The organism is Salipiger sp., assembly GCF_048261495.1.
Classification (GTDB): domain Bacteria; phylum Pseudomonadota; class Alphaproteobacteria; order Rhodobacterales; family Rhodobacteraceae; genus Salipiger.
In genome coordinates, this window is the sequence record NZ_JBLXFX010000002.1 from 239,897 (window position 1) to 266,295 (window position 26,399).

At 65.3% G+C, this 26,399-nt stretch carries 30 protein-coding genes; 13 read left to right on the forward strand and 17 right to left on the reverse strand.

Translation table 11 applies throughout. The features are described 5' to 3' along the window. Positions 1-274 precede the first annotated feature (274 nt). Positions 275-562 (forward strand): DUF1127 domain-containing protein, encoded by a 288-nt coding sequence (locus tag ACN0RJ_RS04595; RefSeq protein WP_417719462.1) that lies wholly within the window; start codon positions 275-277, stop codon positions 560-562. A 139-nt stretch (positions 563-701) separates the two neighbouring features. Here ACN0RJ_RS04595 and ACN0RJ_RS04600 read toward each other — a convergent pair whose 3' ends face one another. The 6 genes from ACN0RJ_RS04600 to ACN0RJ_RS04625 form a co-directional block, all read right to left on the reverse strand. Then, entirely contained in the window at positions 702-1,004 is a 303-nt protein-coding gene (locus ACN0RJ_RS04600; protein WP_417719463.1) for a hypothetical protein, read from the reverse strand. A gap of 146 nt (positions 1,005-1,150) precedes the next feature. Beyond that, entirely contained in the window at positions 1,151-2,026 is an 876-nt protein-coding gene (locus ACN0RJ_RS04605) for a 50S ribosomal protein L11 methyltransferase (protein ID WP_417719464.1), read from the reverse strand. A gap of 72 nt (positions 2,027-2,098) precedes the next feature. Then, positions 2,099-3,331: an MFS transporter gene (locus ACN0RJ_RS04610; RefSeq protein WP_417723541.1), complete on the reverse strand. Its 1,233-nt coding sequence runs from the start codon at positions 3,329-3,331 to the stop codon at positions 2,099-2,101. A gap of 65 nt (positions 3,332-3,396) precedes the next feature. Then, positions 3,397-3,831: a cupin domain-containing protein gene (locus ACN0RJ_RS04615; protein ID WP_417723542.1), complete on the reverse strand. Its 435-nt coding sequence runs from the start codon at positions 3,829-3,831 to the stop codon at positions 3,397-3,399. 161 nt (positions 3,832-3,992) lie between these two features. Continuing rightward, on the reverse strand, positions 3,993-4,754 hold the full coding sequence (locus ACN0RJ_RS04620) for an ABC transporter permease (protein WP_417719467.1): 762 nt from the start codon (positions 4,752-4,754) through the stop codon (positions 3,993-3,995). Beyond that, positions 4,751-5,686, reverse strand: a complete 936-nt coding sequence (locus tag ACN0RJ_RS04625; protein WP_417723543.1) for an ABC transporter ATP-binding protein — start codon at positions 5,684-5,686, stop codon at positions 4,751-4,753. The genes ACN0RJ_RS04620 and ACN0RJ_RS04625 overlap by 4 nt, the downstream gene beginning before the upstream one ends. A gap of 135 nt (positions 5,687-5,821) precedes the next feature. Between ACN0RJ_RS04625 and ACN0RJ_RS04630 the strand changes: the two genes are divergently transcribed. Continuing rightward, positions 5,822-6,796 carry a DMT family transporter gene (locus ACN0RJ_RS04630; protein ID WP_417719469.1) on the forward strand — a complete coding sequence of 325 codons (975 nt, stop codon included), beginning with the start codon at positions 5,822-5,824 and terminating at the stop codon, positions 6,794-6,796. 76 nt (positions 6,797-6,872) lie between these two features. Here the strand turns inward: ACN0RJ_RS04630 and ACN0RJ_RS04635 are convergent, their stop codons facing one another. The 4 genes from ACN0RJ_RS04635 to pcaC are packed head-to-tail and all read right to left on the reverse strand — an operon-like array spanning position 6,873 to position 9,466. Further along, complete coding sequence (locus ACN0RJ_RS04635) at positions 6,873-7,703, reverse strand: 3-keto-5-aminohexanoate cleavage protein (RefSeq protein ID WP_417723544.1); 831 nt, start codon at positions 7,701-7,703, stop codon at positions 6,873-6,875. A gap of 10 nt (positions 7,704-7,713) precedes the next feature. Next, a complete protein-coding gene (gene pcaG / locus ACN0RJ_RS04640) occupies positions 7,714-8,331 on the reverse strand; it encodes a protocatechuate 3,4-dioxygenase subunit alpha (RefSeq protein WP_417723545.1) in 618 nt (205 codons plus the stop codon). Positions 8,332-8,345: 14 nt separating this feature from the next. Next, positions 8,346-9,080 carry a protocatechuate 3,4-dioxygenase subunit beta gene (pcaH, locus tag ACN0RJ_RS04645; protein ID WP_417723546.1) on the reverse strand — a complete coding sequence of 245 codons (735 nt, stop codon included), beginning with the start codon at positions 9,078-9,080 and terminating at the stop codon, positions 8,346-8,348. Then, a complete protein-coding gene (pcaC, locus tag ACN0RJ_RS04650; RefSeq protein ID WP_417719473.1) occupies positions 9,077-9,466 on the reverse strand; it encodes a 4-carboxymuconolactone decarboxylase in 390 nt (129 codons plus the stop codon). The genes pcaH and pcaC overlap by 4 nt, the downstream gene beginning before the upstream one ends. Before the next feature lie 78 nt (positions 9,467-9,544). On the opposite strand from pcaC, the gene pcaQ reads away from it, so the two are divergent. Together pcaQ and ACN0RJ_RS04660 are read left to right on the forward strand one after the other, a co-directional pair. Continuing rightward, positions 9,545-10,474: a pca operon transcription factor PcaQ gene (pcaQ, locus tag ACN0RJ_RS04655; RefSeq protein WP_417719474.1), complete on the forward strand. Its 930-nt coding sequence runs from the start codon at positions 9,545-9,547 to the stop codon at positions 10,472-10,474. A 219-nt stretch (positions 10,475-10,693) separates the two neighbouring features. Next, the gene (locus tag ACN0RJ_RS04660; RefSeq protein WP_417719475.1) at positions 10,694-11,194 is read left to right on the forward strand and encodes a YbjN domain-containing protein; all 501 of its coding nucleotides are present in this window, start codon (positions 10,694-10,696) and stop codon (positions 11,192-11,194) included. Positions 11,195-11,257: 63 nt separating this feature from the next. Here ACN0RJ_RS04660 and ACN0RJ_RS04665 read toward each other — a convergent pair whose 3' ends face one another. Both ACN0RJ_RS04665 and ACN0RJ_RS04670 read right to left on the reverse strand, forming a co-directional pair. Beyond that, the gene (locus tag ACN0RJ_RS04665) at positions 11,258-11,806 is read right to left on the reverse strand and encodes a DUF3859 domain-containing protein (RefSeq protein ID WP_417723547.1); all 549 of its coding nucleotides are present in this window, start codon (positions 11,804-11,806) and stop codon (positions 11,258-11,260) included. Positions 11,807-12,077: 271 nt separating this feature from the next. Then, the gene (locus tag ACN0RJ_RS04670) at positions 12,078-13,676 is read right to left on the reverse strand and encodes a phosphoenolpyruvate carboxykinase (RefSeq protein ID WP_417719477.1); all 1,599 of its coding nucleotides are present in this window, start codon (positions 13,674-13,676) and stop codon (positions 12,078-12,080) included. Positions 13,677-14,018: 342 nt separating this feature from the next. Between ACN0RJ_RS04670 and ACN0RJ_RS04675 the strand changes: the two genes are divergently transcribed. From ACN0RJ_RS04675 to ACN0RJ_RS04705, 7 genes are read left to right on the forward strand one after another with little or no spacing between them, the layout of a single operon-like run. Further along, entirely contained in the window at positions 14,019-14,720 is a 702-nt protein-coding gene (locus tag ACN0RJ_RS04675) for a response regulator transcription factor (protein ID WP_417719478.1), read from the forward strand. A gap of 2 nt (positions 14,721-14,722) precedes the next feature. After that, entirely contained in the window at positions 14,723-16,447 is a 1,725-nt protein-coding gene (locus ACN0RJ_RS04680; RefSeq protein ID WP_417723548.1) for a sensor N-terminal transmembrane domain-containing protein, read from the forward strand. A gap of 1 nt (position 16,448) precedes the next feature. Then, the gene (locus ACN0RJ_RS04685) at positions 16,449-16,877 is read left to right on the forward strand and encodes an HPr kinase/phosphorylase (RefSeq protein ID WP_417723549.1); all 429 of its coding nucleotides are present in this window, start codon (positions 16,449-16,451) and stop codon (positions 16,875-16,877) included. Between the two features lie 3 nt (positions 16,878-16,880). Beyond that, entirely contained in the window at positions 16,881-17,798 is a 918-nt protein-coding gene (rapZ, locus tag ACN0RJ_RS04690) for an RNase adapter RapZ (RefSeq protein ID WP_417723550.1), read from the forward strand. Next, a complete protein-coding gene (locus ACN0RJ_RS04695; protein WP_417723551.1) occupies positions 17,795-18,193 on the forward strand; it encodes a PTS sugar transporter subunit IIA in 399 nt (132 codons plus the stop codon). Before rapZ ends, ACN0RJ_RS04695 begins: the two co-directional genes overlap by 4 nt. A gap of 32 nt (positions 18,194-18,225) precedes the next feature. Continuing rightward, the gene (locus ACN0RJ_RS04700) at positions 18,226-18,504 is read left to right on the forward strand and encodes an HPr family phosphocarrier protein (protein WP_417719483.1); all 279 of its coding nucleotides are present in this window, start codon (positions 18,226-18,228) and stop codon (positions 18,502-18,504) included. 40 nt (positions 18,505-18,544) lie between these two features. Next, positions 18,545-19,420: a lysophospholipid acyltransferase family protein gene (locus ACN0RJ_RS04705; protein ID WP_417719484.1), complete on the forward strand. Its 876-nt coding sequence runs from the start codon at positions 18,545-18,547 to the stop codon at positions 19,418-19,420. 39 nt (positions 19,421-19,459) lie between these two features. Here the strand turns inward: ACN0RJ_RS04705 and ACN0RJ_RS04710 are convergent, their stop codons facing one another. Continuing rightward, a complete protein-coding gene (locus ACN0RJ_RS04710; protein ID WP_417723552.1) occupies positions 19,460-20,335 on the reverse strand; it encodes a 3-hydroxybutyryl-CoA dehydrogenase in 876 nt (291 codons plus the stop codon). Between the two features lie 173 nt (positions 20,336-20,508). Between ACN0RJ_RS04710 and ACN0RJ_RS04715 the strand changes: the two genes are divergently transcribed. After that, complete coding sequence (locus ACN0RJ_RS04715; protein WP_417723553.1) at positions 20,509-21,348, forward strand: DUF6473 family protein; 840 nt, start codon at positions 20,509-20,511, stop codon at positions 21,346-21,348. Between the two features lie 108 nt (positions 21,349-21,456). On the opposite strand, the gene ACN0RJ_RS04720 is transcribed toward ACN0RJ_RS04715, so the two are convergent. Both ACN0RJ_RS04720 and ACN0RJ_RS04725 read right to left on the reverse strand, forming a co-directional pair. Beyond that, on the reverse strand, positions 21,457-22,581 hold the full coding sequence (locus tag ACN0RJ_RS04720) for an ABC transporter permease (RefSeq protein ID WP_417723554.1): 1,125 nt from the start codon (positions 22,579-22,581) through the stop codon (positions 21,457-21,459). Then, positions 22,578-23,501 carry an ABC transporter ATP-binding protein gene (locus tag ACN0RJ_RS04725; RefSeq protein WP_417719488.1) on the reverse strand — a complete coding sequence of 308 codons (924 nt, stop codon included), beginning with the start codon at positions 23,499-23,501 and terminating at the stop codon, positions 22,578-22,580. Before ACN0RJ_RS04725 ends, ACN0RJ_RS04720 begins: the two co-directional genes overlap by 4 nt. Positions 23,502-23,661: 160 nt before the next feature. On the opposite strand from ACN0RJ_RS04725, the gene ACN0RJ_RS04730 reads away from it, so the two are divergent. Continuing rightward, a protein-coding gene (locus ACN0RJ_RS04730) for an IS3 family transposase (protein WP_417723142.1) occupies positions 23,662-24,815 on the forward strand; the annotation gives its coding sequence in 2 pieces (ribosomal slippage) (positions 23,662-23,914 and positions 23,914-24,815; 1,155 coding nt in all). Positions 24,816-24,851: 36 nt separating this feature from the next. Here ACN0RJ_RS04730 and ACN0RJ_RS04735 read toward each other — a convergent pair. Together ACN0RJ_RS04735 and ACN0RJ_RS04740 are read right to left on the reverse strand one after the other, a co-directional pair. Further along, positions 24,852-25,733, reverse strand: a complete 882-nt coding sequence (locus ACN0RJ_RS04735; RefSeq protein ID WP_417723555.1) for an HlyD family secretion protein — start codon at positions 25,731-25,733, stop codon at positions 24,852-24,854. Further along, positions 25,730-26,377 (reverse strand): CerR family C-terminal domain-containing protein, encoded by a 648-nt coding sequence (locus tag ACN0RJ_RS04740; RefSeq protein WP_417723556.1) that lies wholly within the window; start codon positions 26,375-26,377, stop codon positions 25,730-25,732. Before ACN0RJ_RS04740 ends, ACN0RJ_RS04735 begins: the two co-directional genes overlap by 4 nt. Between the last annotated feature and the right edge of the window lie 22 nt (positions 26,378-26,399).

Here is a 26,399-nt window from a genome sequence, read left to right on the forward strand (position 1 = left end):
GCGAACATGGGCAAAGCGCAAAGAAACATGCCCGAAACCGTCACGGCTGGTCCATGCGCGACAGCCACAGCCGGAAAGCGACACCCGCGGCACCGGAAGCGACGCCGGAACGTTCATATTTTAGTCACAGTTTCAGACATTTGCCCATTAAGGGAGCCATATGAAAAGTGCAACAGTGCTATGCGTTTCCATCGCTTGTCGTTTTCGGGCAGCAGGGCTATCTGCCGCGTACAAATTAGGCACTCAGAAAACTTCGAGACAAGGACCCTGACCCATGTCCACCTACGACACGAACCGTACGATGACCGGCGCCGCCGGCGTCGCAGGCCGCATCGGTGACGTTTTCGTCGCCGGCTTCGGCGCGAAATCCACCTCCATCGACGCACCGGCCGCCGCCCTGGCAGGCCGCATCGGCGCCTTTGTCGCCGCCGTGTTCAACGGCGTGAACGACTGGCACGAAGCCCGCATGACCCGCAAGACGCTCGACGCGCTCTCGGACCGCGAACTGGACGATATCGGCCTCTGCCGCGGGGACATCGACTCCGTCGCACGCCGCTACTGATCCGGACATTCCGGGTCAGGCCAGCTGTATCCAGCGAAAAGCCGCGTCTCCCCGGAGACGCGGCTTTTTTCGTGGCACGGAGTGGTCGACGCACCGGGACGGCGCGGAGCACCGGTCCGACCGGTCGAGGGTCGGATCGTCAGCTCAGAACGGGCTGGAGATATTGCACGAGGAAGGCCGTCGCGGGATCGAGCCCCATCATCCAGGCGCCGACCTTTTCGGCGATGGTGCCGTTTGCAAGGTGGCTGATGCGGACGGCATACTCTTCGGGTCCGAGATTCGCCAAAACGATCGCCTTGAAGACGACGAAGCCCACAAGGGTCAACAGAAGCCCGCGCGGCGTGAGGAACGGAATGCGCCGGATCGGCGTGTGCTCGAGCGTCCCGTTCCGGTTCATCCTGGTGGTGTAGCCCTGGGCGAGCTTGCGATGTTTCGCCTTCAACGCGCGCTGACGCTTGTCAAAATTCCGGATCGCACTGTCCATAGCGGCCTCTGGTTACCGGCCCCCACCGGATAATCAGAGACCTAGGCGCGAAATCAGGCAAAATTGCGGCAATTACGCTGAATCTTCCTTAGTTAAGGCGCGCATCAAGCAAGTTTACGAAGTGTTAACGTCACCCAGTCGCCAATCACCTCCTTATGGACAAGATTGATGCCGTTTCGTGCATAAGCGTCCAGAACCTCGTCCGCCTGACGCGTCAGCAGACCGGAGAGGATCGCGGTGCCGTCCGGCTGGAGATTCGCGGCCATGGCGGGGGCGAGGTCGATCAGCGGCTGCTTGAGGATGTTGGCAAAGACCAGATCGAAGGGCGCGCGGGCCGCGATCTCCGGGTGATCGAAACCGGTCGCCTCGACGCAGGCCACCCGGCCCTCGAGCGCGTTGGCGCGGACGTTCACCTCGGCCACCTCGACCGCGACCTCGTCGATGTCCGAGGCGATGACCGGATCGGGCCAGATCCGCGCCGCCGCCATCGCCAGAACGGCGGTGCCGCAGCCGATATCCGCGACGCGGCGCCCCACCATGCCGCCGGTGGCCAGCCGGTCGAGCGCGCGCAGGCAGCCGAGCGTGGTGCCGTGGTGGCCCGTACCGAAGGCCATGGCGGCCTCGATCAGCAACGGCTCGGCGCCTTCGGGAACCTTGTCCGCATCATGGCTGCCGTAGACGAAGAAGCGCCCGGCCTCGACCGGGGTCAGTTCCCGGCGCACCTTGTCGACCCAGTCGGTATCGGGCACCTCGGAGACCACGAAGGGCACCGCCCCGTAGGCCGCGGCCAGAAGCGCCAGTTCGACCTCGTTCGGGGCTTCGGTGAAATAGCCGCCGACCTCCCAGAGACCGGAGTCGTCCTCGAATTCGAAGACGCCGATGCCGGAGGGGGCCGGTTCGAGATCCTCCATGGCCTCGCCCAATGCCTCGGCCGGGTCCTTGGCGGTCAGTTTGGTGAAGGCGGTCCAGGTCTTGGGCATCGGGTCAACTCCGTTGAAGATGCGGCGGGATACCCTGTTTGCCGCGCAGGGGAAAGCCACCCGCCGCGTCGATCACTCGGCCGGGGCGGGCAGCATCCGGGCAAAGACCGTTTCGTTCCCCGGTGCCGGGTGGCGCGGGATCATCAGTGCCAGCGAGAAGGAGGTGATCGCCATCGCTGCCGCCAGTCCGAACACCGCACCGGGCGAATTCAGCCAGAGGTAGCCGAGCAGGAACGGCAGGAACACCGCCGCGATGTGGTTGATGGTGAAGGCGACCGCAGCCGTGGGGGCAATGTCGCCCGGATCGGCGATCTTCTGGAAGTAGGTCTTGAGCGCCAGCGCCAGGGCAAAGAACATGTGGTCCAGCACGTAGAGCACCGAGGCCAGCAACACGCCCCAGCCGAACCAGTAGAGCCCGCCGTAGCAGAGGAAGATCAGCGTGAGGCCGGCATATTCGAACAGCAGCGCGCGCCGCTCTCCGAAGCGGTGCACCACCTTGCCGAGCAACGGCGCGACGGCCATGTTCGCGACGAGATTGATGAGGTAGAGCCCCGTCACCTCGTGCACTTCGAAGCCGAAGCGTTCGACCATCATGAAGCCCGCGAAGACCACGAAGATCTGCCGGCGGGCGCCGGACATGAACTGCAGCGCGTAATAGAGCCAGTAGCGGCGCCGCAGGATGAAGGACTTGATCTGCGGATGCGGGCTTTCGAACTGCGGAAAGGCAAAGGCGCACCACGCGACGATGGCCAGCGTCAGCCCGCCCGAGACCAGGTAGACGAAATTGTAGGACAGATCGAAGGCCTTCCAGGTCAGCACGATCGCCACATAGGCCACCAGCGTGGCACCGGAGGCCGCGGCGAGCAGCCAGCCCAGCATCTGCGGCGCGCGGTCCTTGCGCAGCCACTGGAGTTGCAGGGACTGGTTCACCGTCTCGTAGTAGTGGAAGCCGATGGAACTGAGCAGCGTGATCGTCAGCAGCCCGCCCATGCTGGGGAACCAGGCCGTCACCGCCGTCGCCACACCCAGCAGGGACAGTGCGACGAGCGCCAGCACCTGTTCGCGCAGGAACAGCAGGAGGTAGATCACCAGAATGGCGAGAAAGCCGGGGATCTCGCGGACCGTGTGCAGCCAGCCGATGTCCGAGCCGTCGAACTGCGCCGCCTCGATGACGAAATTGTTCAGCAGCGCCGACCAGGTCGCAAAGCTGAGGGGCATGGCGATGGCCATGAGGAACAACAGCGTCACGGGTCTGCGCCAGAACGGCAGATCTCGCGCCGCTCCGATGGGGACGATGCGTGTCATGATTCGGCTTTACGCCGATTCATCCGCGGTGGCGAGCGCTCGATATCTGCGCGGATGCACAGGGATCACGCACCGGAAAACCGATAGTGCACATCCGAAAACCGGTCCTGCGGAAAGACATAGAGAAAGCGCAGCCCTTCCGGCCCCGCGACGGTGCCGTGTTCGGCATCGGCAGGAATGAAGATCGCGACATTCGGTGCGATCTCGTGCGCGATGCCGTCGATGGTGGTTGTCCCGCTGCCCGACAGCCCGAAGTAGATCTCCGCCGGGCCGTGGCGATGCGGCAGGAGGGTGCCTTCGGGTCCGAATTCGGCGATCCCCATGACCATGCCCGAGGTCGCGGTGCGGTCCGCGCAGAACAGGGTCTTCCAGCGGACCGAGCCGAAGGCGGGATCTTCGCCGCCTTCGAGCGGCGCGCAATCGGCATTCGCCACCACCGCCATCGGCAGCAGGGCCGCCATCGGAAAGGAGTCGGGAAAGGTGCTTTCGGACAGGGACATGGGCGCAGGCTCCGCAGGACGTCGGCGCCACCTTGCGCTGCCCCGCTGACGCCGTCGCGCCGGATGGCGACGCGGGCGGGTCGCGGACGGGGCGCCGGATTGCGACATCTCCGTCGCATTCCGGCCCTTGCCCGGCCGTTCGTCCGCCCGTCGGCCCGCGATCAGGAGCGGATGCGCCAGCCCGTGCGGAAGATCCACCAGATCACCCCGAGGCACAGCAGGGTGAAGGCGGCGATGGCCAGCAGGCTCCAGCCGATCGGCACGTCCGCCATGCCGAAGAATGCCCAGCGGAAGCCCGAGATCAGGTAGACCACCGGGTTGAACAGCGTGATCGTCTGCCAGACCGGCGGCAGCATCGAGATCGAATAGAACGACCCGCCGAGGAAGATCAGCGGCGTGACGATCAGCATCGGCACCAGTTGCAGCTGTTCGAAGTTCTTGGCCCAGATGCCCAGGATGAACCCCAGCAGCGAGAAGCTGACGCAGGTCAGCACGAGGAAGACCACCATCGCGACCGGGTGCGCGATGGAAATGTCCACGAAGAGCGCCGAGGTGGCGAGGATCACGACCCCGATGAACAGCGCCTTGGTCGCCGCCGCCCCGACATAGCCGATGACGATCTCGAGAAAATTCACCGGCGCCGAGAGCAGTTCGAAGATGGTGCCGATGAATTTCGGGAAATAGATCCCGAAAGAGGCGTTGGAAATGGCCTGCATGATGACCGACAGCATCACCAGCCCCGGCACGATGAAGGCGCCGTAGCTCACGCCCTCGACCTCCTGGATGCGGGAGCCGATGGCGGCACCGAAGACGACGAAATAGAGCGAGGTCGAAATCACCGGAGAGATGAAGCTCTGCATCAGCGTGCGGAAGAAGCGCGCCATTTCGTAGCGGTAGATCGACCAAATTCCGATCAGGTTCATGCCGTGCCCTCCTGTTCGTGCACGAGGTCCACGAAGATGTCCTCGAGCGAGCTCTTGCTGGTCTCGACGTCGCGCACGATGAGACCAGCGGTCGCCACGTCGCGCATCAGATGGGCGATGCCGCTGCGCTCGGCCTTGGTGTCGTATTCGTGGACCAGCACGCGCCCGTCCTCCTCGATCCGCAGGCCGCGCCCCTTGAGCGTGTCCGGCAGATCGACGATCGGGGCGTCGAGTTCGACGCGAAGTTCCTTGCGGCCCATGCGGGTCATCAGGCTCTTCTTGTCCTCGACCAGCAGGATGCGGCCCCGGTTGATGACGCCCACACGGTCGGCTATCTCTTCCGCCTCCTCGATGTAGTGGGTGGTCAGGATGATGGTCGTGCCCCGCGCCTTGAGATCGGCGACGATGTCCCACATGTCGCGGCGCAGCTCCACGTCGACCCCGGCCGTCGGTTCGTCGAGGAACAGAACCTTGGGATCGTGGCTCAGTGCCTTGGCGATGAGGACGCGGCGCTTCATCCCGCCGGAAAGCGCGCGCACCGGCTCGTTCCGCTTGTCCCAGAGCGACAGGCGCCTCAGCAGGTCCTCCATCGCGGCGTCGTCGCGCCGCTTTCCGAACAGCCCGCGCGAGAAGCGCACGGTGTTCATGACCTTTTCGAAGGGCTCCAGCGCGACCTCCTGCGGGACCAGCCCGATGAGCGACCGCGCCTGGCGGAAATCCGTCTCCACGTCGTGCCCGCCGACCCGGATCTTGCCGCTGCTGGGCGTGACCAGGCCGCAGATCGTCGAGATCAGAGTGGTCTTGCCCGCCCCGTTCGGACCGAGCAGGGCGAGGATCTCGCCCTCTTCGATCCGCAGATCGACGCCGCGCAGGGCCTGGAACCCGCCGTCATAGACCTTGTGGACGCCGTCCACGTCAACCATCGCTGTCATCCGGCCCTCCTGAGTGCAGTCTTGCGGGGGTATCTAGACGGATCGGTTCAAAACGCAATGTGCAGGGGCGCAGGTTCCGCTGTGCGGGATGCTTTGGGGATGGCGCGGATGGCCGGGCGCGGCTAGGGCGGAGGGATGATCGCATCCCATGACCGGCCCGGGCTGGGCATTCTGTTCATCTGCATCGGTGTCACCGCCATCTCGGTCAACGACATGGCGATCAAGCTGCTGTCCGGAGGTTATCCGCTGCACCAGATCGTCGCCTCGCGGTCGGTCATCGGGCTGGTGTTCACGCTGAGCCTCGTCCGGTTCGAGGGCGGCTGGCCCGCCTTGCGCACCCGCACGCCGGGCCTGCACCTTCTGCGCGGGTTGCTCGTGGTGCTGGCCAACATGACCTTCTACGCCGCCGTGGCGATGATGCCCCTTGCCCAGGCGACGGCGCTGTTCTTCGTCGCGCCGCTGTTCATCACGCTGCTGTCGATCCCGCTGCTCGGCGAGAGGGTCGGCGCGATGCGCCTCGGGGCGGTCTGCGTCGGGTTTCTCGGGGTGGTGGTCATGCAGCAGCCGTGGAACGGCGATCTCGCGATCTCGCGCGGGGTGCTGCTGCTGCCGGTCTTTGCCGCGCTGATGTACGCGCTGATGCAGGTGATGACCCGGAAGCTGGGGCTGAGCACGCCGGCCTCGGTGCTTGCGGTCTACCTTCAGGCGGTGTTCCTGCTGGTGTCCTTCGGGTTCTGGCTGGTGGCCGGTGACGGGCGCTTTGCCGAACGGTTCGACAACGAGGCGATGCAGTTCCTGCTGCGCCCGTGGATATGGCCCGCGTCCCGAGACCTGGGGGTCTTCCTTCTGCTGGGCGTCATGTCGGGGATGGTGGGATACGCGCTGAGCGCGGCCTACCGGCTTGCCGCGGCGGCGACCATCGCGCCCTTCGAATACATCGGTCTGCCGCTGGCGATCTTCTGGGGCTGGTTGATCTTCGACGAATGGCCGGGGGCCAGCGTCTGGGCCGGGTGCGCGCTGATCGTCGGGGCCGGGATCTTCGTCTTCCTGCGGGAACGGCGCAAGGAGCGACCGCAACCGGGGCGCCGCCTGCGGTGGGGACGCCGCTGATCGTCACCCGGCGGACCGGGCGACAGTGCCCCGGCGATGGCACACCCGCCGCCGGGAGCTGTCTTTCACGCCGGCCTCAGGCCGCGCGCAGGCCCAGCATCTCGCGCGCCTGCTGCGCGGTGGCGACGGGGCGCTCGTACTTTTCGCACAGGGCAACCGCCCGCGCGACAAGCGCCGCGTTGGACGGGGCCAGGGTGTCGCGGTCGATGCGGATGTTGTCCTCGAGCCCGGTGCGGGTGTGGCCGCCCGCCGCGATGCACCATTCGTTCACCTCGATCTGGTGACGCCCGATCCCCGCCGCGCACCATTCCGCATCCGGCGCCAGCCGCTCCACGGTCTTGATGTAGTAGTCGAAGACCTCCTTGTCGCAGGGCATCGCATTCTTCACGCCCATCACGAACTGAACGTAGAGCTTGCCGGGAATGCGCCCGTCCCTGTTCATCTCGGCGGCCTTGAAGATGTGGCTGAGGTCGAAGGCCTCGATCTCGGGCTTCACCTCGTAGGTGCGCATTTCGGAGGCCAGCCACTCCACCAGGTCCGGCGGGTTCTCGTAGACTCGGGTGGGGAAGTTGTTCGAGCCGACGGAGAGCGAGGCCATGTCGGGCCGCAGCGGCAGCATCCCGCCGCGCGCCTGCCCGGCCCCGGACCGGCCGCCGGTGGAAAGCTGGATGATCATGCCGGGGCAATGTTTCTTGATGCCCTCGACGAGCCGCGCGAATTTCTCCGGGTCCGAGCTTGTCGTCTCGTCGGCATTGCGCACGTGGGCGTGCATGATGGTCGCCCCGGCTTCGAAGGCTTCCTGGGTGCTTTCGATCTGTTCCTCGATCGAAATCGGAACCCCGGGGTTGTCGGCCTTCTTGGGAAGGGAGCCGGTGATCGCCACGCAGATGATGCAGGGTTTGGTCATTTTTGTCCCCTCAGATGTCGAAGAACACGGTTTCGCCATCGCCCTGAAGGCGGATGTCGAAGCGGTAGACCGCGCCGTCGGCGGTCTGGTCCCGCTGCGCGATCAGCGTGGCGCGGCGGTTTTCCCACTCGATCCCGGACAGGACCGGATCGGCGGCGTTGGCCTCGGCCTCGTCCGAGAAATACATGCGCGTGTTCAGCCCGATATTGATCCCGCGCGCCACCAGCCAGAGGTTGATGTGCGGCGCGTTCACCTTCCCGCCCGAGGCCACGGCCCCCGGTTTCACGGTCTCGAAGGTCCATTCGCCGGTTTCGAAATCGGTGATGATCCGGCCCCAGCCGCGAAAGCCTTCCTCGACCTCGCCGGGATGTTCGGGATGGGCGTAGATGCCCGCCGAATTGGCCTGCCAGGCTTCCAGCAGCACGTCCTTGACCGGCGCGCCCATGCCGTCGATCACCCGTCCGATGACGCGGATGCGCTCTCCGGCGGCATTCGGACCGGCGATGTCCCAGCCGAGCTCGCGTTCGTAGATGTCGAACCCGGCCGCGCCGGGGGCAAGGCCGATGTGCACGTAGGGTCCCGCCGTCTGCGAGGCGGTTTCCTTCAGATATGTCACGGGTTGTACCATGATGCCCTCCTCCCTCAATTGCCTTCCAGGCGGTTCTCGAACAGGGTCGAGCGGCGTCCGCGCAGGATGATGTCGAATTTCCACGCCATCGTGTCCATCGGAATGGTCGCGTTCAGATCCATTGCGGCGACGAGACCGTCGATGGCCTCCCGGTCGGGGATCGTCTTCACGATGGGGCAGATGTCGATCAGGGGATCGCCCTCGAAGTACATCTGGGTGATGAGACGCTGCGAGAAGCTGTGCCCGAAGACCGAGACGTGGATATGCGCAGGGCGCCAGGAATTGACGTAGTTGCGCCAGGGATAGGCGCCCGGCTTGATCGTCCGGAAGAAGTAATAGCCGTTCTCGTCCGTGATCGTCCGCCCGCATCCGCCGAAGTTCGGGTCGATCGGGGCGAGGTAGGTGTCCTTCTTGTGACGATAGCGCCCTCCGGCATTGGCCTGCCAGATCTCGACCAGCGTGTTGGGCACCGGGCGGGCATTCTCGTCCAGCACCCGGCCATGCACGATGATGCGCGGACCGATGGGCAGTTCCCCGGACTTGGCATAGTTGGTGATCAGATCGTTGTCGCCGGCCTGGATGTCGTTGTGGCCGAAGGTCGGTCCGGTGATTTCGCCCGGCCCCTGGTCCAGCGAGATCATCGAGCAGCGCGGGCTGCGCATGACCGAGGTCTTGTAGATCGGCGTGTTGGCCGCCGGATGGCGGTCACGGTCGCGCTGGAAATACTCCGCGGGTTTCAGTTCGGTCATTTCTCCCCTCCCTCCTTGTCGAGTTCCGCCCAGACCTGCTTGGCCAGTTTGAGCGCATGGTTGGCCTTGGGCACCCCGGCGTAGATCGCCACGTGCTGAAAGGCTTCCGCGATGTCGCGGCGGCTGGCGCCGGTACGGGTCGCGGCACGGACGTGCATCGGAATTTCCTCGAAATTCCCGGTTGCGGCAAGCAGCGCGAGCGTCAGCATCGACCTTTCGCGCCGCGGAATGGCATCCGAGGCCCAGACCGTGCCCCAGGCGCTCTCGGTGATGAGCTCCTGAAACGGCAGATCTGCGTCGGTCTTGGCCGCTTCGGCGCGATCCACATGCGCATCGCCCAGTACGGACCGGCGCACCTGCATGCCCTTGTCATATCGTTGTGTCATGGGACCTCCCTTTGATCTGGTTATTTCACACGGCATACGGTTATGTAAAATGACATCTCATGCCATATGCATATCCGAATGGTTAATCGAATGCTCGACCGCCGCATCAAGCTCCGCCATATCGAGGCCTTCGCCGCCATCGCCCGCGGCGGCAGTCTCAAGGCCGCCTGTGCCGAGCTGAACCTGACCCAGCCCGCCCTGTCCAAGACCCTGCGGGAACTCGAGGAGGTGCTGGAGGTGCGGCTGATGGAGCGCGACCGGGGCGGCGCACGCCTGACGCCCGAGGGGCGGGTGTTCCTCGAATACGCGGCGATGAGCCTTGCCGCGCTGCGCCGCGGGGTCGATGGCGTCGGCGCCCTGCGCACCGGCGGATCCCAGCGTCTGCGGGTCGGCACGCTGCCCAGCGTCGCGGCGCGGCTGATGCCTGCCACCATCGCGCGGTTTCAGCCGATGGCGCCGGATGTTCTGCTGACCCTGCGCGACGGGCCGCACGGCCAGCTGCTGCAGGAACTGCGCGACGGCGGGCTGGACCTTGTGATCGGGCGTCAGGGACCGCCCGCCACGATGCAGGGTGTCAGCTTCACCCAGCTGTACGTTGAGCACGTCGTCTGCGTGGTCCGCCCCGGCCACCCGCTGCTCGGCCGTCCCCTGACCGCCGGGATGCTGGAAGGCTGGCCGGTGATCTATCCGCCTACCCGCGCCGCCATCCGCCCCCTTGTGGATCGCTGGCTCATCGAACAGGGGGCCGGTCCCTTTGCCAGCCGGGTCGAGAGCGTGTCGGGCGCCTTCGGACGCAACCTCGCCTCGGAGTCGGACTGGGTCTGGATCATCTCGGAGGGCGTGGTCGCGCGCGATCTCTCCGAAGGGCGGCTGATGCGTCTCGGGCTCGACATGAGCCTGACCGCCGGCCCGGTCGGCCTCATGGCGCGACCCGACGAGGCCAGTTCGCGCGCCCGCCAGCTCTTTGAGCGGGCCGTTCTGCTTGCAGCCCGCGAGGTGGCCGCATAGAGACGCGGTGCCCGGCATGGGACACCGCGACTTGTTGGGCATCGGGTCTTTCCATCCACAACTTATTGATGGTTTCACGAATATTTCGCTTTACACCGACTGCCCGGCACAGGCACGATATATGGTAAGGGGAGAAGGAAGCCTCCCATCCCCTAGAGCAGCAAGCTAGCGTTAGGGGCGCTGCCATTTCCCCGGCGCTACAATCATAAGAGGTGGCGCATGGCACTGTCCGAAGACTTCCTGAGCGACGAGATTCACCCCATCGACATCGTCGAAACGCTGGCCGAGCACCATGAATGGGATTTCGACCGCATCGCCGAGGATCAGATCGCCATGGCGGTCGAAGGTCAGTGGCGCACCTACTCGATCACGCTCGCCTGGTCGCCCTACGACGAAACCCTGCGCCTGATCTGCACCTTCGAGATGGAACCGCCCGAGCATTCGCTGCCCGAGCTCTATGCCGGGCTCAACGCCGTGAACGATCAGTGCTGGGCCGGGTCCTTCAGCTATTGGGCGGAGCCGAAGCTCATGGTCTATCGCTACGGACTGGTGCTCTCCGGCGGGCAGATCGCCAGCCCCGAGCAGGTGGATACGATGATTTCGGCGGCCGTGCTGTCGGCCGAACGCTACTATCCCTGCTTCCAGCTCATCGCATGGGCGGGACGTTCGGCCAAGGACGCGCTGCAGATCGCCATCGCCGAGGCCTACGGGCGCGCATGACCTGACCCGCGCCGGGCCGCGATCTTCAGTCGAAAGTCGCCTCCGTCGCGCGGGATGGCACCATCAGGACACGAAATCCTGCCCGAAGCAGACCGCCAGCACACCCGGCGCGGCTTCGGGCGGCACCACGGTAAAGTGCTGCTCCATCAGCACGGCGCCCTCGCTTTCCAGCGAAAAGCTCCACGGGCCCTGCACCAGTTCGTAGGGATATTCGAAGGAGAAGAGGTTCAGGCTGGGCCCGCTGTCCCGCGCCGTGGCGAACCAGCTTTCCCGCTCCAGCCCCTGCTCGCCCATCGGGGGATGCCGCACGACCACCCGCATTTCCTGCGCTCCGGCCCCCGGTTCCAGCAGGAACTTGACGCCGAAGCTGATGCCCGCCTTTGCCGGGATGACCCGCGTCGTGACATCCATGTCCTGGTTCTGGCGGATCAGGTTGATCTCTCCCAGCAGCGTCTCCGGCGCTTCGCGGCGCCCCTCCGGCGTGGTCTGGCAGATCACCCCGTAATCGACGAGCACCACCGGCGCCTGCGTGAAGGAGTCCGCCGGTGCGGCGCCCGCGGAGGAGGCGAGCAGCGCAAGGCACAGGGACAGGGAGGGTCGGAGATGGGCCAAGGCAGGTTCCGGACATGACGGGCGAGCAGACAATCCATAGCTAGGTCGGAACACGCCGCAATGAAAGGGATCCGCCCGATTTGCGCGACAATCCGCACCGACCGTCACCGGCAGGTGCCGCCGGTCGATTGCCGACAGAACGGTGCAAATGTCCGGCAGATCCAGCCCCGCATCACGCTGCCGACGAGCATCCGCGATGTCCACGAGCGCGAGCAGAACGCAAACGGGCGCCACCTTTCGGTGACGCCCGCTCGATGGATCGGAAGCCGCCTCAGCCGATGGCGGCCGCTTTCACGTCTTCGTCGATATAGGGCACGTATTGCTCGAAATTGTCGGCGAACATGCCGACCAGCTTCTGCGCCTGTGCGTCGAACGCCGCCTTGTCCGACCAGGTCCGGCGCGGATCGAGCAGCAGCTCGGGCACACCCTCGACCGAGACCGGCACTTCGAAGCCGAAGTTCGGATCCTTGCGGAAATCCACCTTCGCCAGCGACCCGTTCAGCGCGGCGTGCAGCAGCGCGCGGGTGGCCTTGATCGGCATGCGGTGACCGGTGCCGTAGGCGCCGCCGGTCCAGCCGGTGTTCACCAGCCAGCAGGTCGCGCCGTGCTTGGCGATCTTGTCGCGCAGCAGGTTGCCGTAGATCTCGGGGCGCAGCGGCATGAACGGCGCGCCGAAGCAGGTCGAGAAGGTCGGTTGCGGCTCGGTCACGCCGCGTTCGGTCCCCGCCACCTTGGAGGTGAATCCCGACAGGAAGTGATACATCGCCTGCGCCGGGGTGAGCCGTGCGATCGGAGGCAGCACGCCGAAGGCGTCGCAGGTCAGCATGATGATGTTCTTCGGATGCCCGCCGAGCGCCGAGGACGAGGCGTTCGAGATGTACTCCAGCGGGTAGGCGCAGCGCATGTTGGCCGTCAGGCTGTCATCGTCGAAATCGAGCTCGAAGGTCTCCGGGTCGAAGACCATGTTCTCGATCACGGTGCCGAACTTGGAGGTCGTCGCGTAGATCTCCGGCTCGGCATCGGCGCTGAGGTTGATGGTCTTGGCATAGCAGCCGCCTTCGAAGTTGAAGGTGCCGCGGTCGGACCAGCCGTGCTCGTCGTCGCCGATCAGCACGCGCTCCGGGTCGGCCGAGAGCGTCGTCTTGCCGGTGCCCGACAGGCCGAAGAAGACGGCGGTGTCGACCGGGTTGTTCGGCGCATGGTTGGCCGAGCAGTGCATCGCCATGATGCCCTTGAGCGGCAGCATGTAGTTCAGCAGGGTGAAGACCGACTTCTTGTTCTCGCCCGCGTATTCGGTGCCGCCGATCAGGATCGTCTTCTTGTCGAAGTTCAGCGCGATGACGGTGTCGCTCCGGCAGCCGTGACGCTCCGGGTCGGCCTTGAAGCTCGGGCAGTTGATGATGGTGAAATCCGCCACGAAATCATCGAGTTGCTCGCGGTCGGGGCGCCGCAGCATGTGGCGGATGAACAGGCCGTGCCAGGCCAGTTCCGTCACCATGCGGACCTTGATCGAATGCGCGGGATCCGCGCCGCCGGTGAGATCCTGAACGTAGTATTCCTTGCCCTTCATGTGCTCGAGCATGTCGGCGTGAAGCGCATCGAACCCCTCGGGGGACATCGGACGGTTGTTTTCCCACCAGATGTCATGCTCGACCGACGGCGTGCGGACCACGTGCTTGTCCTGCGGCGAACGGCCGGTGAACTTGCCGGTGGTGACGTAGAACGCCCCGCCCTTGCCCAGCGTGCCCTCGCCCCGCTTCAGGGCAGCCTCGATCAGCGCGGGCTCCATAAGATTGTAATAGACATTTCCCAGACCTTCGATCCCCTGATCTTCCAGCCGGAACTGCGGGTTCACCCGTCCAAATGTCATCTGCCAAGCTCCTGTCTCCGCGCAAGACGCGGCGGTCTTTGTCAGAACGGAAACCTCCTCCGTCCGTCGGAGGCGCGCACCCCCGGCAAACGACGCTTTAGCACGTAGTTTCCGCAAAGGAACAGGACGCATCCACGCAGTTAGCGCAACCAAATCACCGATAGCGTTAGCACTTTGTTTCGTCCGGGCGTCACTGAGGCATTTTAGCCATTCCTTACCACATTTCGTCTGCAATGGCGGAGGGACGCTTGCCTGATTCGCAGAATGGGATTGTTGTAAAGGGCAAAATCTCGCATAGTGCGGGGAAAAACAGGCAAGTAGAGCAGAACAAGGAAACCTCCCATGTCGAAAATCGCCCTTGTGGACGATGACAGGAATATTCTGACATCCGTGTCCATGACCCTCGAGGCAGAGGGGTTCGAAGTGGAAACCTTCAACGACGGGCAGGCCGCCCTCGACGCCTTCAGCAAGAAGATGCCGGACATGGCCGTGTTCGACATCAAGATGCCGCGCATGGACGGCATGGATCTGCTGCAGCGCGTGCGGCAGAAATCCAAGATGCCGGTGATCTTCCTCACCTCCAAGGACGACGAGATCGACGAGGTTCTCGGCCTGCGCATGGGGGCCGACGACTACGTGAAGAAGCCCTTCTCGCAGCGTCTTCTGGTCGAGCGCATCCGCGCCCTGCTGCGCCGCCAGGAAGCCGTCGCAGGCGACGTGGTGGGCGACACCGAGGAAACCAAGCTGATGACGCGCGGCTCGCTCATCATGGACCCGCTGCGTCACGCGGTCAGCTGGCGCGGCCAGGACGTGTCCCTGACCGTCACCGAATTCCTGCTGCTTCAGGCCCTTGCGCAACGCCCCGGCTTCGTCAAATCCCGCGACCAGCTGATGGACGTGGCCTATGACGATCAGGTCTACGTGGACGACCGCACCATCGACAGCCACATCAAGCGCCTGCGCAAGAAGATGCGCACCGTGGATGCCGACTTTTCCGCCATCGAAACGCTTTACGGTATCGGATATCGTTACAACGAAGAGTAACCATGTCCCTGGCCGAAAGGATTTCGATGCGCGGCGATCCGGGTGAGCGGCGCGATGCAGATGTCGTTCTTGGCGACGACTGGGTCGCGCCCGACAACATCGTGGAGAAGGAGCTGCGCGACAGCCGCGCGCGGCGCAGCCTCTTCTCGCTCAACCGCTCGCCGCTGACGCGCAAGATCATCACGTTCAACCTCATCGCGTTGAACGTGCTGGTCGCCGGCATCCTTTGGCTGAATTCCTCGCGCGACATGCTGGTCCTGCAACGGGCCAACGCCATGAGTTCCGAGGTGGAGCTGATCGCCGACGTGTTCGAGAGCCAGATGCCCACCGGCATGCCGGTCAGCCTCGGCTCGTCCGACGGCGTCGACGTGGCCGCCACGCTCGAGGGGCTGAATCTGCGTCAGGGCATCGAGCTGATGGTGTTCGACGCCGGCAATTTCCTCGTCGGCGAGGCGGTCGGCACGCGCCCCCTGCCCCGTGCGGTCGAGATCGCGCGCGACGATCAGCCCACGCTGATCTCGAACATGCTCGACCGGGCCTGGCGGGCCGTGGCCGGGTTCTTTTCCTATTTCGACGACACCCCCGAGCTCGGGCAGGAGGATCGCCTGCGCCGCCTGATCGAGGCGGGCGATCCCACCGTGACCCGCGTCGATTCGGGCGCCGGGCCGGACGGCAAGACGCTCTTCACCGCCTTCGCGCCGATCCGGCAGGGCGATACGGTGGTCGGCACCGTCGCCATGGTCTCCGCCGCTGCAGAGATCGACGCCTCCGTCAGCCGCGAACGCGAGCGGGTACTGCAGATGTTCGTCATCGCCACCCTGGTCTCCATCGGCCTCAGTCTCGTACTTGCCTCGACCATCGCCAACCCGATCTCCGACCTCGCGGATGCCGCCGAGATCGGTCGCGACCGCAACCGCAGCAAATCCGGTTCGCGGCGCATCCGCATCCCCGACCTGACCGCCCGCCCAGATGAGATCGGCCGCCTGTCCGGCGCGCTGCGCGGCATGGTCGCGGCGCTCTACGACCGCATCGACGGCAACGAACAGTTCGCCGCCGACGTGGCACACGAGATCAAGAATCCCCTCGCCAGCCTGCGCTCGGCCATCGGGTCGCTGCGCATCGTCAAGAAGGAAGAGCATCGCGACAAGCTGCTCAACGTCATCGAACACGACGTGCGCCGCCTCGACCGCCTGGTCAGCGACATTTCCAACGCCTCGCGGCTCGATTCAGAGCTGGTGAAGGAGGAGGAACAGGAGTTCAACCTTCTGGACATGCTCGGTAACCTGGCGCAGTTCCTGGGCGAGGACGCGCGCAAGAAGGGGATCGAGTTCATCACCGACCTGCCCGGAAAGCCGATCCGCATCAGCGGGCTGGAACCGCGGCTGGCGCAGGTCTTCGTGAACCTCATCACCAACGCGGTGAGCTTCTGCGAAGACGGCGATGCCATCCGCGTCTGGGCCCGGCGCCGCGACAACCGCGTCCTGGTGGTGGTCGAGGATACCGGCCCCGGCATCCCCGAAGAAGCGCTGACCAAGATCTTCAAGCGATTCTATTCGCATCGTCCCGAGAACGATTTCGGCAACAATTCCGGCCTCGGTCTCGCCATTTCGAAGCAGATCGTCGAAGCCCACGGCGGCGTGATCTGGGCCGAGAACATCCGCCCGACCGAAGCCGACGTGACCTCCGAACCCCTCGGCGCCCGCTTTGTCGTGGGCCTGCCGATCTGAGATGAGCTCCACCGCGCCCCTGACCCTCCACGCCACCGCCGTGGCCGTGGAGGGGCGGGGCCTGCTGATTCTGGGCGCATCCGGCAGCGGCAAATCCGGGCTCGCGCTCGAGATGATGGCGCGAGGGGCCGTGCTGGTCGCCGATGACCGGGTCATCGTCGAAGATCGTCCCCCCGACCTCTGGTTAACCGCTCCGAAAGTCCTGCGTGGGATGATCGAGGCGCGCGGGCTCGGTCTGCTCGGGGCGGAAACGGTTTCGCGGGCGATCCTTGCCGCCGCCCTCGATCTGGATCACCGGGAGACGACGCGATTGCCGCAGCGCCGCGAGATCACGCTGCACGGGCAAAAAATACCCTTGCTTCACAATTCCGCGCATCCCTATTTTGCGGCAGCCCTTGTTCAATATCTCAAGGGTGGTCGGAAGGAATGAAGCATGAAGGATCAGCCGGCAGGCAGCCAGCGCGTGGTTCTGGTCACCGGGCCGTCGGGCGCCGGACGCTCGACCGCGATCAACGCGCTGGAGGATATGGGATACGAGGCGATCGACAACATCCCTCTGCGCCTGATTCCGCCGCTGCTGGACGGGGGTCGGATCGGCCGCCCGCTCGCCTTCGGGGTGGATGTCCGCAACCGTGACTTCAGCGTGCAGGGCCTGCTGGACCTGCACCGCTCGTTGACGCTGCAACCCGGAGTTGCGCCGCAACTGCTCTATCTCGACTGCTCTCCCGAGGTTCTCGGCAGGCGCTACTCGGAAACCCGGCGCCGTCACCCCATGGCCCCGGACGAAAGCTACACGCAGGGCATCGACCGCGAGCTCGAACTTCTGGTCGAGGCGAGGCTGGCCGCCGATATCCTCATCGACACCAGCGAATTGTCGCCCCACGATCTGCGCGAACAGCTGGAAACCTGGTTCGCCGAAACGCCGGATCAGCGGCTGGCGGTGTCGATCCACAGTTTCTCCTACAAGCGCGGCCTGCCGCAGGGCATGGACATGGTCTTCGATTGCCGCTTCCTCGACAACCCGCACTGGGAACCGGGCTTGCGCGACTTCACCGGCCTCGATCCAGAGGTGGGGGCCTTCATCGCGCAGGATGCGCGCTTTGCGCCCTTCGTCGAGAAGGTCACGGATCTGGCACTTTTCGTGCTGCCCGCCAGCGTCGCCGAGGGCAAGGCACATCTCGGTTTCGGCTTCGGGTGTACCGGCGGGCAACACCGTTCGGTCTACATCGCGGAATGCGTCGCGCGTGCCCTTGCAGAGCACGCGTGGCAGGTGTCAATTAGGCACAGGGAGCTCGGACGGCGGGGGATCACCGCGCCCGGGCAAGGCTTCGGCGGAGGGATGCGGCCGTGATCGGCATCGTGATCGTGGCGCATGGCGGACTGGCGCGGGAATATCTGTCCGCGGTGGAACATGTCGTGGGCGCACAGCCCGGCGTGGTCGCCATCGCGATCGAGGCCGATCACGATCGCGCCAAGAAGGAGGCGGAGATCTGCGTCGCCGCGAACGATGTCGACACCGGCGACGGCGTGGTCGTGGTGACCGATCTCTACGGCGGCTCGCCCTCGAACCTCAGCCTGCTCGCCTGTCGTCCGGAAAACCGCCGGATTCTCTACGGCATGAACCTGCCCATGCTGATAAAGCTTGCAAAAAGCCGCCAGAAACCCGTACCCGATGCGGTAAAAGGGGCGCTGGAGGCGGGCCGGAAATACATTGACAGCCAGAACGTCAAATCCGATCCCCACTGAGGTTCCGCAAGGCCCGCAAGTCAGGAAAGCCCATGTCCCAGGTAGTTTGCCGCGTTCTGAAGATCGTCAACGAGAAGGGCCTGCACGCCCGCGCCTCCGCCAAGCTGGTCGAGGTCGTTGAAGGGTTCGATGCCCGCGCCGAGGTTTCCAGGGACGGGATGAGCGCCGGGGGCGACAGCATCATGGGGCTTTTGATGTTGGCAGCGTCCAAAGGAAGCTCTATTGAGGTTGAAACCTCCGGGCCCGATGCCGAGGCTCTGGCCGACGCGTTGGAGGCGCTGGTCGCCAACCGCTTCGGGGAGGATAGTTGAGCATCGCCGGATGCCGAGTCGACAAAGGGTGAGCGGGCGCATGGCAGAGAGCTATCAGGCCACGGGTTCGCGGGGCGCCGTGACCCGACCCGCAGCGGCGCCGTATGACAAGCGGAAGCTCAGCTACGCCAACACCTTCACCAATCCCTGGAAGGCCAACACCATCCGCGCGCTGGAGTGGGCGACGGGCAAGATCCCCCTGATCCGCCTCGTGCGCCGGTTCGAACGGCAGGGCCCCGCCGAGGGGCAGGCCTTCTGGGCGCAGGCGCTCGGTCTCATGAAGATCGAACTGCGCACCCCCGAGGAACAGATCGCCCGCATTCCCAGGACTGGCCCGCTGATCGTCGTGGCCAACCATCCGCACGGGCTGGTGGACGGCATGATCCTGGCCGAGCTGATCGGGCGCGTCCGGACGGATTACCGCATCCTCACGCGGTCCCTTCTGACCGGCGTGAAGGAGATCGAGCAGTTCATGATCCCGGTCCCCTTCCCGCACGAGGAAAACGCCCGGGAACAAAGCCTCGCGATGCGGGCACAGGCGATGGATCACCTCAAGAAGGGCGGCGTGATCGCGCTGTTTCCCTCGGGGGTCGTCGCCGCGTCCCGGACCCTGTTCGGACCCGCGGTCGAAGAAGGTTGGAACCCGTTCACCGCGAAGATGATCCAGCGCTCCGGTGCGACGGTGCTGCCGATCTTCTTCCCGGGCCAGAACAGCCGCGCCTACCAGATCGCCAACAAGATCTCGCCGACGATCCGCCAGGGCCTGCTGCTGCACGAGGTGATGCACGCCTGCGGCCGTCCGCAGCGCCCCGTGGTCGGAGAGCCGATCACGCCCGAGGCCGTGACCGCCTGGGCCGGCAAGCAGCGCGATTTCGTGGCCAGCCTGCGCGAGATCACCCTCGGCCTGAAGCCCTGACCCGCGGGCCCGGTTTTCGTCGAACGATCGCGGCCCCGCTCAGCGGGTCGGCACGGGCTCTTCACCCCGGTAGTCGTAAAAGCCGCGCCGGGTCTTGCGGCCGAGCCATCCCGCTTCGACATACTTGGTGAGCAGCGGACAGGGGCGATACTTGGTATCCGCCAGCCCGTCGTGCAGTACGTTCATGATCGCGAGGCAGGTGTCCAGACCGATGAAATCCGCCAGTTCCAGCGGCCCCATCGGATGGTTCGCGCCGAGTTTCATCGCCATGTCGATGGAGCGCACGTTCCCGACGCCTTCGTAGAGCGTGTAGACCGCCTCGTTGATCATCGGCACGAGGATGCGATTGACGATGAAGGCGGGAAAATCCTCGGCACTCGCGGCGGTCTTGCCGAGATTGTCGACCACGGCGAGGCAGGCCTTGTAGGTCGGCTCGTCGGTCGCGATGCCCCGGATCAGTTCGACCAGCTGCATCACCGGCACCGGGTTCATGAAGTGGAACCCGAGGAATTTTTCCGGCCGGTCGGTGCGCGAGGCCAGCCGCGTGATCGAGATCGAGGAGGTGTTCGAGGTGAGGATGGTATGCGGCAGAAGGTGCGGCAGAAGGCTGTCGAAGATCTTCTGCTTCACCGTCTCCTGTTCGGTCGCCGCCTCGATCACCAGGTCCGTCGCCGCCGTCTCCTCGACCGACATGGTCGGGACGATGCGGGCCAGCGCCGCCTTGCGCTCCTCCTCGGAGATCTTGCCGCGGCTGACCTGGCGATCCATGTTCTTGTCGATCGCGTCCAGCGCCTTGTCGAGCATGTCGCGGCTGATGTCGTTCAGCCGGACATCGTATCCGGCGAGCGCCATCACGTGCGCGATCCCGTTGCCCATCTGGCCGGCGCCAATGACACCGATTGTCTTGATGTCCATCGCCCGGTCCCCTTGTCGTTCGCGCCGTTTCGACCTTTGCCAACCATAGGCGCGGCGCCAACCCGCCCGCAAGGTGAACCGGGCGGATTTTCGACGGTTTTTCGCATTAGCGAAATGGAAAGACGTTTGCCGGATTCTCCGCCCCGGGTGAGTAAAATTTCAAGGTGGGTGGAATGACCTATGCAGTGACGGCCCAAGGGGCCCTCGAATATTATCCGTGTCGATATGGCCGGTCGCGCGTGCTGTTTCGCGGGCCGCGCCGTCCTCTGGACGATCCCTATATCGCCTTTCTCGGCGGGACCGAGACCTACGGCAAATTCATCGAGGCGCCCTTTCCCGCGCTGGTCGAAAGGGCGGTAGGGAGGCCCTGCGTCAACCTCGGCGTGGTCAATGCCGGTCTGGACCTCTGCCTCAACGATCCCTCGGTGCTCGATACCATGGGGCGGGCGGCCTATTGCGTGATCCAGGTGATGGGCGCGCAGAACATGTCGAACCGCTATTACAGCGTGCATCCGCGCCGGAACGACCGGTTCCTGCGCGCCTCGGAACGGCTGCAGGAACTGTTCCCCGAGGTCGATTTCACCGAGTTCCATTTCAACCGTCACATGCTCGGCCAGTTGCAGTCGCTCTGCCCGGACCGGTTCCACAAGGTGACGGAGGAGCTGCGCCTCGCCTGGGTGGCGCGGATGAAGCACCTTCTGACCGTGCTGGGCGGGCGGGCGATCCTTCTGTGGTTCGCCGATCATCCGCCCCCGTCCAAGCCGGTCGACCAACTGGACGGCGACCCTCTCTTCATCGACGCCAGCATGGTGGAGGCCCTGCGGCGGCGGGCCATCCGCGTGCTGGAAGTCCCGAAGTCCGATACGGCCCGCGCCCGCGGGACGGCGGGGATGCATTTTTCCGATTTCGAGGCCAACGCGGCGGCGGAACTGATGGGCCCCCTCGCCCACGAAGAAGCCGCCGAGGCGCTGACGGAGGCGCTGACGGGCCTGCTCGAAAGGGACGCGCGCTGACCGCCCTCCCCCGGTCCGGACGACGGTTCCGGCCGGGGGTGCTCGCGGCGCCGGGCCAAATTCCTTGAAAAGGAATTTGCAAATCTTTTTCCAAAAGATTTGGGTCCCTCAATCCAGCGTGCGGCGAAAGCGGAACAGGGCGGCTAGCGACAGGATCAGCACGAAGAGCCCGAGCGCCAGCATGGAGCGCGCGACCGTATCGGCATCCGCGCCCTTGAGCATGACCGACCGGATCAGCCGGAGGAAATGGGTGAGCGGAAAGATTTCGCCGAGCCATTGCGCCCAGGGCGGCATGCCGCGAAACGGGAACATGAAGCCCGAAAGCATCAGCGACGGCAGGAAGAAGAAGAAGGTCAGCTGCATCGCCTGCATCTGCGTGCGCGCCACGGTCGACAGCAAGTATCCCAGGATCACGAGGGCAAGCACGAAGACGAAGATCCCGACCAGGATGAGCGTCAGTTCGCCGACCAGGGGAATGCCGAAGATGAGCCGCGCCGCCATCAGGACGACCACCACCTGAACCGCGCCGACCCCGAGGTAGGGCACGACCTTGCCGAGCATGATCTCGAGCGGCGAGGCTGGCATCGACAGGAGGTTTTCCATCGTGCCCCGCTCGGTTTCCCGCGTGAGCGCCATGGAGGTCATCATCACCATGGTGAGCTGCAGGATGACCCCGAGGAGGCCCGGCACGATGTTGTACTGGGTGATGCCCTCGGGATTGTAGCGCCGGTGCACGGCCACCGACAGAGCGCCGCCTTCGTCGCCGGTCGCGCCGGTCTCGCGCTGCAGCGCCTGCCGGGCGACGGTCGACAGGGTGGAAATCGCGCCGGAGGCGGCCGAGGGGTCGGTGGCATCCGCCTCGATCAGGATCGACGGATCGTCGCCCTTTTCGACCCGCTTGCCGAAATCGGACGGCACCGTGACCACGAAGACCACGTCGCCCCGAGAAATCATCCGCTCGGCTTCGGCTGCGGTCGCATCGGGCGCGACGAAGCGATAGTAGCCGGTCAATTCCAGCGCGGAGACCATGGCGCGGGTGAAGCGGTCCTGCGTCGGGGCCACCAGGGCGGCGGGCAGCTCCTTGGGATCGGTGTTGATCGCGAAACCGAACAACATGAGCTGCACCAGCGGGATGCCGATCATCATGCCGAAGGTCAGACGATCCCGGCGCATCTGGATCGTCTCCTTGACGAGCAGCGCCCACAGACGCCGGAGGGACAGGACGCGGTTCATGCCATGTTGTCCTCTGCCCCCTGCATCAACTGGATGAAGACATCCTCCAGGCTGGTATCCGCAGCGGCGACCTCGGTTCCGGTCTGCTGCGCGATGCGCTCGACGCTCCGGCGCAGGGCCGCCGCATCCCGGCCGACGACGTGCAGAGTGTTGCCGAAGGGCGCGATCTGGTCGACCCCCTCCGCCCCCTCCAGCAGGCGCGCGGCCCGGTCGGTTGCGGCGCCGGACATCACCAACGTGGTCAATCCGGCATTGCGCACCACCTCCGCGACCGTCCCCTGCGCGACGAGGCGGCCGTAGGAGATGTAGTTGATCCGGTGACAGCGCTCGGCCTCGTCCATGTAGTGGGTCGACACCAGCACCGTCAGCCCGTCAGAGGCGAGGCGGTGGATCTCGTCCCAGAAGTCCCGGCGGGCCTTGGGATCGACGCCCGCCGTGGGTTCGTCGAGCATCAGCAGCTCGGGCTTGTGCATCACGCAGGCCGCCAGGGCCAGCCTCTGCTTCCACCCGCCCGACAGCGACCCGGCAAGCTGGCCCCGCCGCGATTGCAGACCGAGATCCCTCAGCGTCTCCGCGACCACCTGCCGCCGGGCGGGCATCTGGTAGAGGCCGGCGACAAAGGCGAGGTTCTCCTCGATCGTGAGGTCCTCGTAGAACGAGAACTTCTGCGTCATGTAGCCGACCTTGCGCTTGATGGCGCCGCGCTCGCGGAGGATGTCGTGACCGAGGACCCGGCCGCGCCCCGCATCCGGTTGCAGCAGCCCGCACATCAGTCGGATCGTCGTGGTCTTGCCCGATCCGTTCGGCCCGAGAAAGCCGGCGATTTCGCCCCGAGCGACGGTCAGCGTCACGTCGTCCACCACTGTCTTTCCGCCGAACCGCTTGGTGAGGTTCCGGACGGAGATCGCGGGCTCCGTCATTCGTCGCCCCCGGGTTCGCCCCCAAGGGAGACATCCACGATCTGGCCCGGTTTCAGCGCCGATCCGGCCTCCGGGCGGGCTGAGCTACCCCCCGAAATTCGGACACTGACATAAGCTACGATTTGCAGTCTGCTGATCTTCGACGAGAAGGAGATCAGAGATGTCGAAACGGAAGCAGCACGCGCCTGAGTTCAAGGCGAAGGTCGCGCTGGAAGCCCTGAAAGGCGAGGAGACGGCTGCCGAACTGGCAAGCCGGTTCGGGGTGCATCCGACGATGATCCATCAATGGAAGCGAGCCCTGCTCGAAGGCGCCTCCGGTGTGTTCGAACGCGGGGGCCGCAAGAAGCCGGAGATTGACGAGGAGCAGGTGAAGGAGCTCCACGCCAAGATCGGGGAGCTGGCGGTGGCCAACTCTTTTTTGGAACGAAAGCTGAAGCCCTGGGGCGGGAAGTGAGGCGCGGCATGATCGAGCCTGACCACCTGGATCTGTCGATCGGCCAGCAGTGCAAGTTGCTGTCGATCGCGCGTTCGTCTTTCTACTACACGCCCAAGGGCGAGACCGAACAGAACCTCGGCCTGATGCGGCGGATCGACGAGCAGTTCTTGGAGACGCCGTTCTTCGGTGTCCGGCAAATGACCTGGCACCTGCGCAACGACGGCCACCTAGTGAACGAGAAGCGCATCCGGCGGCTGATGCGCCTGATGGGGCTAGTGCCGATTTACCAGAAGCCCAACACGAGCAGGCCGACGAAGGGCCACAAGACCTATCCCTACCTGCTCAGAGGTCTACGGGTGGAACGCCCGAACCAGGTCTGGTGCTCGGATATCACCTACCTGCCCATGCGGCGCGGGTTCCTATACCTCGTGGCGATCATGGACTGGCATACCCGCAAGGTCCTGTCCTGGCGGATCTCGAACACGCTGGAGGCCGACTTCTGTGTCGAGGCGCTGAACGAGGCCATCCACAAGTTCGGCCCGCCAGAGATAATGAATACGGATCAGGGATCCCAGTTCACGTCCTTTGCCTGGACGGATCGGCTCCGCCGGTCCAGCGTGCGCATATCGATGGATGGGAAGGGCCGTTTCCTCGACAATATCTTCATCGAGAGGCTGTGGCGCACCCTGAAATACGAGTGCGTTTACCTGCATGCCTGGGAGACCGGATCGGAGACGAAAGCGGCGATCCGGAAATGGATGACCTTCTACAACCACCAGCGCCCGCATTCAGCCTTGGGCGGCCAGCCCCCGGCGCTGGTCTACTGGCAGAGAAATGATATCAACCAACCCGATCAGCAGGTGCAACGAGTAGCTTAATTTACGCCAGATCCTGTCCAAGAAATGGGGAGTAGCTCAGGCTTCGATCAGGTAGACGAGCTTCTGGCGGTTCTCGAGCGAGTAGATCACCGGCGGCGTGAATTCGGCGGTTTCCGAAACATAGGTCACCCGCGCCCCGATCCCCGGCGCGCAGCCGTCGCAGCGCACCCGAAGCCCCGTGCCGACGGAAACCCGGGAAAACTCGGTCTCCGGCACGTAGAGCCGCAGCTTGACCGCCCCGTCGGCGAGCATGGAAACCACCGGCGAGGAGGGGCCGGCAATCTCTCCGCCGGTGCGGATCACGTCGAAGATCCGGCCCGCCGAGGGGGCGGACAGGCTGCGCTGGTCGAGCAGCCAGCGCGCCTGTTCCAGCGCGGCCTCCGCCCCTTGCCTTGCGGCCTCGGCGGCGGCGATGGCCTGAGCGCGGGCCGGCAGGCGGGCTACGGCCAGTTCGGCTTCCATCTGGGCGACATTCGCTTCGGCCACCTTGGCCCCGGTCACCGCATCGTCGCGCTGGCTTTGTGTCGCCGCCCCGCGCGCCTCCAGGCTGACCATGCGGTCGCGGGTGCGGAGCGCGTCCTCGGCCTGCGCCTGCGCCGAGGCGAGCGAGGCTTCGATGGCCCGGATCTCGGCCGGGCGCTTGCCCTCCTGCAGGTCCAGCAGCCGGCTCTCCGCCTGTGCCAGCGCGGCCTCGGCGCTGGACACCGCGATCTCGGCGTCGCGCCGTTCCAGTTCGACCAGCGCCTGCCCGGACTCGACCCGGTCGCCGCTGCGCACCAGGATCTGCCGGATCTGCGCCGTGGCGACGGGGGCCACAAGGGTGAAATCGCCCTCGACATAGCCGGTCGCGAAGGGTCCGGGCGCCGCGCACCCGGCAAAGAGGGCCGCCGCGAACGGCAGGGAACAGAGAAGGCTCATGAGCGGCTCCTGTCTATGGCGGCACGAAGATGGTCCGAGAGGATGTCGGCGATCCGCTCCGCGCGTACGGGGTCGATCGTCTCCCACCCCAGCCGGCGCAGCACGATGGGCTGACCGACCCGGAAGTAGATCACCTGCCCGACCATCGCGAAAACCGCGAGCGCGACCTCTTCGCTATCGGCATCGCGCCCGGTCGCAGTGGCCCAGAGCGCGCAGAGTTCCCGGTGCTTCGGGCCGATGAAATCGTCATGGACAAGGTGCAGCATGGCGCCCGAGGCATTCACCTCGCGCAGCATGAAGGCGACCATGTCACGGGCATCGTCGCTGGCGATCAGGAACCGCGCGAGGGCGCGGAGCATGGTGTCGAGCCGGGCGGCGGCCTCTTCCGGGTCGAGCCCGCCGTGATCCTCCGGCCGACCGACCACCGCGCCCACCCGTTCCGTCACGCTGCGGGCGCAGGCTTCGAGCAGACCGGCCTTGCTGCCGAAGTGGTAGGCGATGGAGGCGACATTGGTGCCCGCCGCCTCGGCCAGCTTGCGGGTGGAGGCCCCGGCATAGCCGAGGTCCCCGAACAGCCGGAACCCGGCGCGGATCAGTTTCTGCCGGGTCGGGGAATCGGAGGAGATACCGGGTTGCGGGGCCATGGCAAATTTAATCAATCGTTTG

What these genes read in the sequence shown, in the direction of transcription:
- ACN0RJ_RS04595 (WP_417719462.1), top strand. Translation starts at nt 275, where the DNA reads ATGTCCACCTACGACACGAACCGTACGATGACCGGCGCCGCCGGCGTC.
- ACN0RJ_RS04605 (WP_417719464.1), bottom strand. Translation starts at nt 2,026, where the DNA reads ATGCCCAAGACCTGGACCGCCTTCACCAAACTGACCGCCAAGGACCCG.
- ACN0RJ_RS04610 (WP_417723541.1), bottom strand. Translation starts at nt 3,331, where the DNA reads ATGACACGCATCGTCCCCATCGGAGCGGCGCGAGATCTGCCGTTCTGG.
- ACN0RJ_RS04615 (WP_417723542.1), bottom strand. Translation starts at nt 3,831, where the DNA reads ATGTCCCTGTCCGAAAGCACCTTTCCCGACTCCTTTCCGATGGCGGCC.
- ACN0RJ_RS04620 (WP_417719467.1), bottom strand. Translation starts at nt 4,754, where the DNA reads ATGAACCTGATCGGAATTTGGTCGATCTACCGCTACGAAATGGCGCGC.
- ACN0RJ_RS04625 (WP_417723543.1), bottom strand. Translation starts at nt 5,686, where the DNA reads ATGACAGCGATGGTTGACGTGGACGGCGTCCACAAGGTCTATGACGGC.
- ACN0RJ_RS04630 (WP_417719469.1), top strand. Translation starts at nt 5,822, where the DNA reads ATGATCGCATCCCATGACCGGCCCGGGCTGGGCATTCTGTTCATCTGC.
- ACN0RJ_RS04635 (WP_417723544.1), bottom strand. Translation starts at nt 7,703, where the DNA reads ATGACCAAACCCTGCATCATCTGCGTGGCGATCACCGGCTCCCTTCCC.
- pcaG (WP_417723545.1), bottom strand. Translation starts at nt 8,331, where the DNA reads ATGGTACAACCCGTGACATATCTGAAGGAAACCGCCTCGCAGACGGCG.
- pcaH (WP_417723546.1), bottom strand. Translation starts at nt 9,080, where the DNA reads ATGACCGAACTGAAACCCGCGGAGTATTTCCAGCGCGACCGTGACCGC.
- pcaC (WP_417719473.1), bottom strand. Translation starts at nt 9,466, where the DNA reads ATGACACAACGATATGACAAGGGCATGCAGGTGCGCCGGTCCGTACTG.
- pcaQ (WP_417719474.1), top strand. Translation starts at nt 9,545, where the DNA reads ATGGTTAATCGAATGCTCGACCGCCGCATCAAGCTCCGCCATATCGAG.
- ACN0RJ_RS04660 (WP_417719475.1), top strand. Translation starts at nt 10,694, where the DNA reads ATGGCACTGTCCGAAGACTTCCTGAGCGACGAGATTCACCCCATCGAC.
- ACN0RJ_RS04670 (WP_417719477.1), bottom strand. Translation starts at nt 13,676, where the DNA reads ATGACATTTGGACGGGTGAACCCGCAGTTCCGGCTGGAAGATCAGGGG.
- ACN0RJ_RS04675 (WP_417719478.1), top strand. Translation starts at nt 14,019, where the DNA reads ATGTCGAAAATCGCCCTTGTGGACGATGACAGGAATATTCTGACATCC.
- ACN0RJ_RS04680 (WP_417723548.1), top strand. Translation starts at nt 14,723, where the DNA reads ATGTCCCTGGCCGAAAGGATTTCGATGCGCGGCGATCCGGGTGAGCGG.
- ACN0RJ_RS04685 (WP_417723549.1), top strand. Translation starts at nt 16,449, where the DNA reads ATGAGCTCCACCGCGCCCCTGACCCTCCACGCCACCGCCGTGGCCGTG.
- rapZ (WP_417723550.1), top strand. Translation starts at nt 16,881, where the DNA reads ATGAAGGATCAGCCGGCAGGCAGCCAGCGCGTGGTTCTGGTCACCGGG.
- ACN0RJ_RS04700 (WP_417719483.1), top strand. Translation starts at nt 18,226, where the DNA reads ATGTCCCAGGTAGTTTGCCGCGTTCTGAAGATCGTCAACGAGAAGGGC.
- ACN0RJ_RS04705 (WP_417719484.1), top strand. Translation starts at nt 18,545, where the DNA reads ATGGCAGAGAGCTATCAGGCCACGGGTTCGCGGGGCGCCGTGACCCGA.
- ACN0RJ_RS04710 (WP_417723552.1), bottom strand. Translation starts at nt 20,335, where the DNA reads ATGGACATCAAGACAATCGGTGTCATTGGCGCCGGCCAGATGGGCAAC.
- ACN0RJ_RS04715 (WP_417723553.1), top strand. Translation starts at nt 20,509, where the DNA reads ATGACCTATGCAGTGACGGCCCAAGGGGCCCTCGAATATTATCCGTGT.
- ACN0RJ_RS04720 (WP_417723554.1), bottom strand. Translation starts at nt 22,581, where the DNA reads ATGAACCGCGTCCTGTCCCTCCGGCGTCTGTGGGCGCTGCTCGTCAAG.
- ACN0RJ_RS04725 (WP_417719488.1), bottom strand. Translation starts at nt 23,501, where the DNA reads ATGACGGAGCCCGCGATCTCCGTCCGGAACCTCACCAAGCGGTTCGGC.
- ACN0RJ_RS04735 (WP_417723555.1), bottom strand. Translation starts at nt 25,733, where the DNA reads ATGAGCCTTCTCTGTTCCCTGCCGTTCGCGGCGGCCCTCTTTGCCGGG.
- ACN0RJ_RS04740 (WP_417723556.1), bottom strand. Translation starts at nt 26,377, where the DNA reads ATGGCCCCGCAACCCGGTATCTCCTCCGATTCCCCGACCCGGCAGAAA.